General features: G+C 64.6%; 7 protein-coding genes. All 7 read left to right on the top strand.

What is annotated here, in order from left to right; all coding sequences use genetic code 11:
* Window positions 1-137 precede the first annotated feature (137 nt).
* The 7 genes from NA2_RS19485 (at window position 138) to NA2_RS19515 (ending at window position 8,443) form a co-directional block, all read left to right on the top strand.
* Window positions 138-1,634: a CoA-acylating methylmalonate-semialdehyde dehydrogenase gene (locus NA2_RS19485; protein WP_008598939.1), complete on the top strand. Its 1,497-nt coding sequence runs from the start codon at window positions 138-140 to the stop codon at window positions 1,632-1,634.
* Between the two features lie 404 nt (window positions 1,635-2,038).
* Window positions 2,039-2,968 carry an ABC transporter permease subunit gene (locus NA2_RS19490; protein ID WP_008598940.1) on the top strand — a complete coding sequence of 310 codons (930 nt, stop codon included), beginning with the start codon at window positions 2,039-2,041 and terminating at the stop codon, window positions 2,966-2,968.
* Window positions 2,968-4,362: a high-affinity branched-chain amino acid ABC transporter permease LivM gene (gene livM / locus NA2_RS19495; protein ID WP_008598941.1), complete on the top strand. Its 1,395-nt coding sequence runs from the start codon at window positions 2,968-2,970 to the stop codon at window positions 4,360-4,362. Before NA2_RS19490 ends, livM begins: the two co-directional genes overlap by 1 nt.
* Window positions 4,362-6,098: an ATP-binding cassette domain-containing protein gene (locus tag NA2_RS19500; RefSeq protein WP_008598942.1), complete on the top strand. Its 1,737-nt coding sequence runs from the start codon at window positions 4,362-4,364 to the stop codon at window positions 6,096-6,098. Before livM ends, NA2_RS19500 begins: the two co-directional genes overlap by 1 nt.
* A complete protein-coding gene (locus tag NA2_RS19505; RefSeq protein ID WP_008598944.1) occupies window positions 6,095-6,829 on the top strand; it encodes an ABC transporter ATP-binding protein in 735 nt (244 codons plus the stop codon). The genes NA2_RS19500 and NA2_RS19505 overlap by 4 nt, the downstream gene beginning before the upstream one ends.
* Window positions 6,829-7,194, top strand: coding sequence for a DUF6867 family protein (locus tag NA2_RS19510; RefSeq protein ID WP_008598945.1), 366 nt, complete (start codon window positions 6,829-6,831; stop codon window positions 7,192-7,194). Before NA2_RS19505 ends, NA2_RS19510 begins: the two co-directional genes overlap by 1 nt.
* A 148-nt stretch (window positions 7,195-7,342) precedes the next feature.
* Window positions 7,343-8,443 carry a branched-chain amino acid ABC transporter substrate-binding protein gene (locus tag NA2_RS19515; protein WP_040678685.1) on the top strand — a complete coding sequence of 367 codons (1,101 nt, stop codon included), beginning with the start codon at window positions 7,343-7,345 and terminating at the stop codon, window positions 8,441-8,443.
* The last annotated feature ends 135 nt before the right edge of the window (window positions 8,444-8,578 follow it).

The raw sequence follows: 8,578 nt of genomic DNA on the forward strand, positions 1-8,578 counted from the left end.
CCTCGGCTAAGCATTCTGCGCACTGCATATTCTATCTTCGCTTTAAATTTTGCACAACGGTTGCTGTTTCGCTCGCGTTGCAAACCTGTCCCCGAAGCGGGACAATGTGCGAAATTCCAAGCTCAGGGAGAATCCTCATGGAGGACGTCGGTCATTTCATTGGCGGCAAGCGCGTCGCAGGCACCAGCGGCCGCTCGCAGGACATCATGCAGCCGATGGACGGCTCGGTGCGCGGCAAGGTCGCTCTGGCCAGCGCGGCGGAAGTCCGCGCGGCGGTCGAGAACGCCAAGGCGGCACAGGTCGGCTGGGCCAACACCAATCCGCAGCGCCGCGTGCGCGTCCTGATGAAGTTCCTCGAACTGGTGCACCGCGAATATGACGAGCTGGCCGAGCTTCTGGCCCGCGAGCACGGCAAGACCATTCCCGACGCCAAGGGCGACATCCAGCGCGGCCTCGAAGTGGTCGAGGTGTGCATCGGCGCGCCGCACATGATGAAGGGCGAGTACACGGAAGGCGCCGGCCCCGGCATCGACGTCTATTCCATGCGCCAGCCGCTCGGCGTCGTCGCCGGCATCACGCCGTTCAACTTCCCGGCGATGATCCCGCTCTGGAAGATCGCCCCGGCGCTCGCCTGCGGCAATGCCTATGTGCTCAAGCCTTCGGAGCGCGATCCCGGGGTGCCGATGCGCATCGCCGAACTGTTCCTCGAGGCGGGCCTGCCGGCCGGCGTGCTCAACGTCGTCAACGGCGACAAGGAGGCCGTCGACGCCATCCTCGACGATCCGGACATCAAGGCCGTGGGCTTCGTCGGCTCGACGCCGATCGCGCAGTACATCTATGGCCGCGCCACGGCCAACGGCAAGCGGGCGCAGTGCTTCGGCGGCGCCAAGAACCACCTGATCATCATGCCCGACGCCGACATGGATCAGACCGTCGACGCGCTGATCGGCGCCGGCTACGGCTCGGCCGGCGAGCGCTGCATGGCGGTGTCGGTGGCCGTTCCCGTCGGCAAGGAGACCGCCGACCGGCTGGTCGAGAAGCTGATCCCGCGCGTCGAGAGCCTCAAGGTCGGCCCGTCGACGGACGCGTCCGCCGATTTCGGCCCGCTGGTCACCGCCCAGGCGCTCGAGCGCGTGAAGGGCTATGTCGATCTCGGCGTCAAGGAAGGCGCGAAGCTTCTCGTCGATGGACGCGGCTTCAAGATGCAGGGCTACGAGGACGGCTACTATATGGGCGGCTGTCTGTTCGACAACGTCACGAAGGACATGCGCATCTACAAGGAAGAGATCTTCGGGCCGGTGCTGTCCGTCGTTCGCGCCAATACCTATGAGGAGGCGCTGGCGCTGCCCAACGACCACGAATATGGCAACGGCGTCGCCATCTTCACGCGCGACGGTGATGCGGCGCGCGATTTCGCCGCCCGCGTCGAGGTCGGCATGGTCGGCGTCAACGTGCCGATCCCGGTGCCGATCGCCTATTATACTTTCGGCGGATGGAAGGCTTCAGGCTTCGGCGATCTCAACCAGCACGGGCCGGACGCCTTCCGCTTCTACACCAAGACCAAGACTGTGACGTCGCGCTGGCCGTCCGGCGTCAAGGACGGTGCGGAGTTCGTCATCCCAACCATGAATTGACGTCGTTTTCCGGCCGGTCGGGACTGGCCGGCCGGGACGGTTCGTCCGGCGAATTGCAGCGCCCGCATCGTCTCGCGATGCGGGCGTTTCGCGTTCTGCGAGCGGCCGATTCCGATTCAACCGGACGTCGGCGGACTTGCAACAATCATGCATGATGCTTGTACGATACCGAAGAAATCCCCATTCTTTTCGCTCTCCGGGGTATTCATCGCAATGACATTGCATTGGGCCGGTGATAGCTTCCCGCCCCAACAAGAGCCGGGGGAGAACAACCGGCCAGCGGTGCCAAAACCGGTCGTGGGAAATTTGCCGTTGCAATCGGACGCCAATTCTCTACGACTAGAAGGGGAACAAGAATAAGAAATGCGCTCACGAAGCGACATTTCAGGGGAGTTGCTTTACCCATGGAATATTTCGTCCAGCAGCTTATCAATGGGCTGACGCTGGGTTCCATCTACGGGCTGATCGCCATCGGTTACACGATGGTCTACGGCATCATCGGAATGATCAACTTCGCCCATGGCGACGTCTTCATGATCGGTGCGTTCATCGCCCTGGCGATGTTCCTGATCCTGACGACCGTCCTGGGCTTCACATTCCTGCCCGTGGTGTTGCTTATCGTCCTGATCGTCTCGATGCTGTTCACCTCCGCATGGGGCTGGACCGTGGAGCGGCTGGCCTACCGGCCGTTGCGCGGCTCCTTCCGCCTGGCGCCGCTGATCACCGCCATCGGCATGTCGATCGTGCTGCAGAACTTCGTCCAGATCACGCAGGGCGCGCGCGTCAAGCCGCTGCCGCCGCAGATTCAGGGCGGTATTACGCTGATGGAGGGATCGACCGAGAACGGCACGATCCTGGTGCAGCTCTCCTACATGCAGATCATCATCATCCTTACGACGGTCGTGCTGATGGCCGGCTTCACGCTACTCATCTCGCGCACGCCGCTCGGCCGCGCCCAGCGCGCCTGCGAGCAGGACCGCAAGATGGCATCGCTGCTCGGCATCAATGTCGACCGCACCATCTCGCTGACATTCGTCATGGGCGCGGCGCTGGCCGCCGTCGCCGGCCTGATGTTCGTGCTGCTCTACGGCGTGATCGACTTCTATATCGGCTTCCTGGCGGGCGTTAAGGCATTCACGGCCGCGGTGCTCGGCGGCATCGGCTCGTTGCCGGGCGCGATGCTCGGCGGACTCCTGATCGGCCTGATCGAGGTGTTCTGGTCCGGTTACTTCTCCGTCGAATACAAGGACGTGGCGGCCTTCTCCATTCTGGCCATCGTCCTGATATTCCTGCCATCCGGCCTGCTCGGCCAACCGGAAGTGGAGAAGGTCTGATGGCTGTCAGCGGTACGAAAACGCCGGTCGCCGGACCACAGGGCGATCCCAATTCGCTGCAGGCATCGATCAAGGACGCCGCCATGGCGGCGTTCCTGGCCGGCGTCCTCGGCTTCTTCTTCATCGGCATCCGCACGGATATCGCGCCGGGCGGTCTCGACCTCAAGATGCGCTGGGGCGCGTGGATCATCTCGATCCTGATCGTCTTCGCCGGGCGGCTGCTGCTCAACCTGTTCGTCTACAAGACGCGCCGGCCCGTGACGCGCAACCTCTCGATCGGCCTGTCCGGCTCGGAGAGCAGGCTCGCCCAGGCGGGCAAGGTGCTGAAGTGGGGCCTGTTCGCCTTCGCGCTCATCCTGCCGTTCTTCTTCACCACGTTCTTCCCGGGCAGGGATCGTCAGTTCATCGATCTGGCCATCCTGATCATGACCTACATCATGCTCGGCTGGGGTCTGAACATCGTCGTCGGCCTCGCCGGTCTGCTCGATCTCGGCTATGTCGCCTTCTATGCGGTGGGCGCCTATTCCTTCGCGCTTCTGGCGCAGTATCTGGATTTCGGCTTCTGGCTGGCCCTGCCGCTCGCCGGTCTCCTGGCGGCGACCTGGGGGGTGATCCTCGGGTTCCCGGTGCTCCGGCTGCGCGGCGACTATCTCGCCATCGTCACTCTGGCCTTCGGCGAGATCATCCGCGTGGTGCTGCTCAACTGGTACGAGTTCACCAAGGGCCCGGACGGCATATCGGGCATCCCGAAGCCGACCTTCTTCGGCCTGGAGCTGAAGCGGGGCGAGGGCGGCTTCGCCGATTTCTTCGGCATCGCCTACGACCCGATCCAGCGCTTCATCTTCCTCTACTACATCATCTTCATCCTGGCGCTGATCACCAATTTCGTGACCATGCGGCTCAGGCGATTGCCCATCGGGCGGGCCTGGGAGGCGCTGCGCGAGGACGAGATCGCCTGCCGCTCGCTCGGCATCAACACGCGCAACACCAAGCTGACGGCGTTCGCCATCGGTGCGATGTTCGGCGGCTTCGCCGGCTCGTTCTTCGCCACCAGACAGGGCTTCATCTCACCCGAGAGCTTCACCTTCCTGGAATCCGCGATCATCCTGGCAATCGTCGTGCTCGGCGGCCTCGGCTCGCAGATCGGCGTCGTCATCGCCGCCGTGGTGATGATCGGCGGCATCGAGATGCTGCGCAATCTGGGCTTCCTGCAGCAGGTGTTCGGGTCGGGCTTCGATCCCGTGCAGTACCGCATGCTGATCTTCGGCCTGGCCATGGTGCTGATCATGGTGTGGAAACCGCGCGGCCTGATCTCGACGCGCGAACCGTCCGCCGTTCTCAAGGAGAAGAAACGCATCGGCGCCGATATGGTCGCTCAGGGTGAGGGACACTGATGAAAACGGCGACGAAAGTGAAAACCACCGGTGACGCGACGCCGAACTGGGATGCGGATCCCGTCCTCAGCGTCGAGCACCTGACCATGCGGTTCGGCGGCCTCGTGGCCGTCGGTGACCTCTGCTTCAATGTCGGGCGGGGCGACATCACCGCGCTCATCGGCCCCAACGGCGCCGGCAAGACGACCGTGTTCAACTGCGTCACCGGCTTCTACAAGCCGACCGAGGGCCGGATCGTCATGCGTCACGGCCCCGGCCGCCAGGACGATGCGGTCGAGGCGGTTACGGCGAGCGGGCTCAAGTGGCAGAGCACCAATGCGGGCGGCGTGTTCCTGCTCGAGCGCATGCCCGACCACGAGATCTCGCACAAGGCCAAGGTGGCGCGCACGTTCCAGAACATCCGCCTGTTCGGCGGCATGACCGTGCTGGAGAACCTGCTGGTTGCCCAGCACAATCCGTTGATGGTCGCCTCGGGCTTCTCGCTGGGCGGCATTCTCGGCCTGCCGAGCTACAAGAGGGCGCAGCAGGAGGCCATCGACAAGGCCGTCTACTGGCTGGAGCGGACGCATCTGGTCGAACGCGCCGACGACCCGGCCGCCGACCTGCCCTATGGCGACCAGCGTCGCCTGGAGATCGCCCGGGCCATGTGCATCGGCCCGCAGCTTCTGTGCCTCGACGAGCCGGCGGCGGGCCTCAACCCGCGCGAATCCGCCGAACTCAACCAGTTACTGAAGTACATCCGCGACGAGCACAATGTGTCGGTCCTGCTCATCGAGCACGACATGGGCGTGGTCATGGAAATCTCCGATCACGTCGTGGTGCTCGATTACGGCGTGAAGATCGCCGACGGTGCTGCCGATGCGGTGAAATCCGACCCGAAGGTCATCGCCGCCTATCTCGGCGTCGACGACGAGGCGGAGATCGACGTGCCGGAAATCCGCAAGGACGTGGCGAAGGTCGCCGCCGAATCCGATGGCGCGACGGCGGCTGGTTCGAAGAAGGCAAGCGCCCGGAAGGCGCCCGCCAAGGCGCGCAAGCCCGCCGCGCGGAAGACGAAGGCGGCCGCGCCGGCAGCCGATACGGCTTTCGCCCAGCCGCTGATGGCGACCGGAGCCAAGGCACCAGCCAAGCGCGGCACGGCGAAGGCTTCGGCCAGGAGCCAGGAAAAGACCTCCGCAAAAGCCCCGGAAAAGGCCAGGGCTCCGAAAACGGCCAAGGCGAAGACGGGCACGACAGGCCCGGCGAAGACCGCTGCCGCCGGAGGTGCCGCCAAGAGCGCTGCCGCAGCCACCCCGGCAAAGGCGAAACCTGCGACGCGCAAGCCCGCGGCCAAGCCGGCGCCCGCCGAGGCGAGCGAGATCAAGATCGCCAATTCAGGCGACTATCCCGGCAAGCAGCCGCACGGCACCCGGAAGCCGCGCGCCGGCGGCGGAAACAACCTGACCCGCATCAAGGGCATCGGCCCGGCCAACGAGAAGAAGCTCAACACGCTCGGCACCTGGCATTTCGACCAGATCGCCGCGTGGAAGAAGGCCGAGATCGAATGGGTCGGAGCCTATCTCTCCTTCCCCGGCCGCATCGAGCGGGAGGAATGGGTGAAGCAGGCCAAGGTCCTCGCCAGGGGCGGCGAGACGGCGTTCTCCAAGCGCGTCGACAAGGGGGATGTGCCGACCAGCGTACCCGGCAGGCGCGGCGCTCAGCCGAAGAAGACCACCGCTAAGGGAGGCAAGGCATGAGCACCCGGACGGACACCCTGCTCTCGGTGCGCGGCGTCGAGACCTATTACGGCAAGATCGTCGCGCTGCGTGGCGTCGACCTCGACGTCCATCGCGGCGAGATCGTCACCATGATCGGGGCCAATGGCGCCGGCAAGTCGACGCTGATGATGACCATTTGCGGCCAGCCGCAGGCACGCAACGGGCAGATCATCTATGACGGCCAGGACATCACCCTGATGCCGACGCACGAGATCGTCAGCCGCGGCATCGCCCAGTCGCCCGAAGGGCGGCGCATCTTCCCGCGCATGACGGTGCTGGAGAATCTGCAGATGGGCGCGGCGCTGGTCGATCCCAGCCTGTTCGACGAGGATCTGGCGAAGGTCTTCAAGCTGTTCCCGCGCCTCAAGGAGCGCATCAACCAGCGCGGCGGGACGCTGTCGGGTGGCGAGCAGCAGATGCTGGCCATCGCCCGCGCGCTGATGAGCCGGCCCAAGCTGCTGCTCCTCGACGAGCCGTCGCTCGGCCTCGCCCCGCTGATCGTCAAGCAGATCTTCGACGCGATCCGGGCGCTCAACGAGGAGGAGGGCCTGACGGTCTTCCTGGTCGAGCAGAACGCCTTCCATGCGCTGAAGCTCGCCCATCGCGGCTATGTCATGGTCAACGGCAACATCACCATGAGCGGCACCGGAGCCGAGCTCCTCAAGCGCGAGGAAGTGCGCGCTGCCTATCTGGAAGGCGGGAGGCACTGATGGAACACGCAAACGGACCGATCTGGGAAGTCTCCTTCTGGGAGTTCTTCTTCGTCACGGTGCTCCTGGCCGGCAGCGCCGCCTATCTCACCGGGCGCGCGATGGCGCGCACCTGGCAGGGCGACTTGCAGCTCGCCTTCTACATCGTGCTTCTGGCCGCGGCGACGCGCTTCATTCACTACGCGCTGTTCAGCGGCTCGCTGCTGTCGCTCCACTACTACATCGTCGATCTGATCGCGCTGCTGATCATCGCCTTCGTCGGCAAACGCATCACGCGTGCAGGGCAGATGTCGACACAGTATAGTTTCCAGTATCAGCGCAGTGGTCCGCTGGGGTGGCGGCGCGCTGGCGGAGGGGATTCATGATTAACCGGCCGAAAGCCTTTATTTCTTTTTTGAATTAGGCTTTCATGCCGGTTAAGCGGGCCCTGGAGCCCGCGCGGGCCGAACCGGAAAACCCAACACCATTTCCGGAAAGCCAAGGGAACGTCTGGTGTTTTTCAAGGGAGTAGTCATGAAAAAGGCACTTATGGCTGGCGCAGCGCTCAGCCTGATGATGACCGGATCCGCCTGGGCGGATATCACGATTGCCGTTGCCGGTCCGATGACCGGCCAGTACGCCTCGTTCGGCGAGCAGATGAAGGCCGGCGCCGAGCAGGCCGTGGCCGACATCAATGCCGCTGGCGGTGTCAACGGCGAGCAGCTCAAGCTCGAGGTCGGTGACGATGCCTGCGATCCGAAGCAGGCCGTGGCGGTTGCCAACCAGTTCGCCGGCTCCGGCGTCAGCTTCGTGGCGGGTCACTTCTGCTCGGGTTCGTCGATCCCGGCTTCCGCCGTCTACGCGGAAGAAGGCATCATCCAGATCTCGCCGGCTTCGACCAACCCGGCCTTCACCGACGATCGTCCGGGTCCGGGCGTCTACCGCGTCTGCGGCCGTGACGATCAGCAGGGTGCGGTTGCCGGCAAGTTCCTGGTCGACAATTTCGCCGACAAGAAGGTGGCCTTCGTCCACGACAAGACCGCCTACGGCAAGGGTCTCGCCGACGCGACGATGGCGGCTTACGAGGCGGCCGGCGGCAAGCCGGCGCTCTACGAAGCCTACACCGCCGGTGAAAAGGACTATACGGCGCTCGTCTCCAAGCTGAAGAACGAGGGCATCGGCGTGCTCTATGTGGGCGGCTACCACACGGAAGCCGGCCTGATGGCGCGCCAGATGAAGGAGCAGGGCATGGACACCGTGCTCGTCTCCGGTGACGCGCTGGTGACCGACGAGTACTGGGCCATCACCGGCGATGCCGGCCAGGGCACTCTGATGACCTTCTCGCCCGATCCGCGCAAGAACGAGATCGCCAAGCCCGTCGTCGACGCGCTTCTGGCCGCCGGCAAGACCGCCGAAGGCTACGCGCTCTACACCTATGCGGCGATCCAGGCCTGGAAGACCGCTGTCGAAACCGCCAAGTCCACCGAGTACGACCCGGTGGTCGCCGCGCTCAACGAAGGCACGTTCGCGACCGTTCTCGGCGAGCTCTCCTTCGACGACAAGGGCGACGTCACGCTGCCCGGCTATGTCTTCTACGAGTGGAAAGACGGCAAGTACGACTATCTCGTGCAGTAATCCTGCCTTCGGGATTTTCCAACAGCGGCCCGGCAGCAATGCCGGGCCGTTTCTGTTTCGCATCCGTCGGGGAAAGCCGCGTCACCCGCCCGCCCGCGACGCCTTGCCTGGCGGGCTTCGGTGCATTTTTCTGCC

Source organism: Nitratireductor pacificus pht-3B, from assembly GCF_000300335.1.
Taxonomy (GTDB): domain Bacteria; phylum Pseudomonadota; class Alphaproteobacteria; order Rhizobiales; family Rhizobiaceae; genus Nitratireductor; species Nitratireductor pacificus.

Bases quoted from the DNA above. Each gene is read 5' to 3' on its own strand.
- NA2_RS19515 (WP_040678685.1), top strand. From the start codon at position 7,343: ATGAAAAAGGCACTTATGGCTGGCGCAGCGCTCAGCCTGATGATGACC.
- livM (WP_008598941.1), top strand. From the start codon at position 2,968: ATGGCTGTCAGCGGTACGAAAACGCCGGTCGCCGGACCACAGGGCGAT.
- NA2_RS19490 (WP_008598940.1), top strand. From the start codon at position 2,039: ATGGAATATTTCGTCCAGCAGCTTATCAATGGGCTGACGCTGGGTTCC.
- NA2_RS19500 (WP_008598942.1), top strand. From the start codon at position 4,362: ATGAAAACGGCGACGAAAGTGAAAACCACCGGTGACGCGACGCCGAAC.
- NA2_RS19485 (WP_008598939.1), top strand. From the start codon at position 138: ATGGAGGACGTCGGTCATTTCATTGGCGGCAAGCGCGTCGCAGGCACC.
- NA2_RS19510 (WP_008598945.1), top strand. From the start codon at position 6,829: ATGGAACACGCAAACGGACCGATCTGGGAAGTCTCCTTCTGGGAGTTC.
- NA2_RS19505 (WP_008598944.1), top strand. From the start codon at position 6,095: ATGAGCACCCGGACGGACACCCTGCTCTCGGTGCGCGGCGTCGAGACC.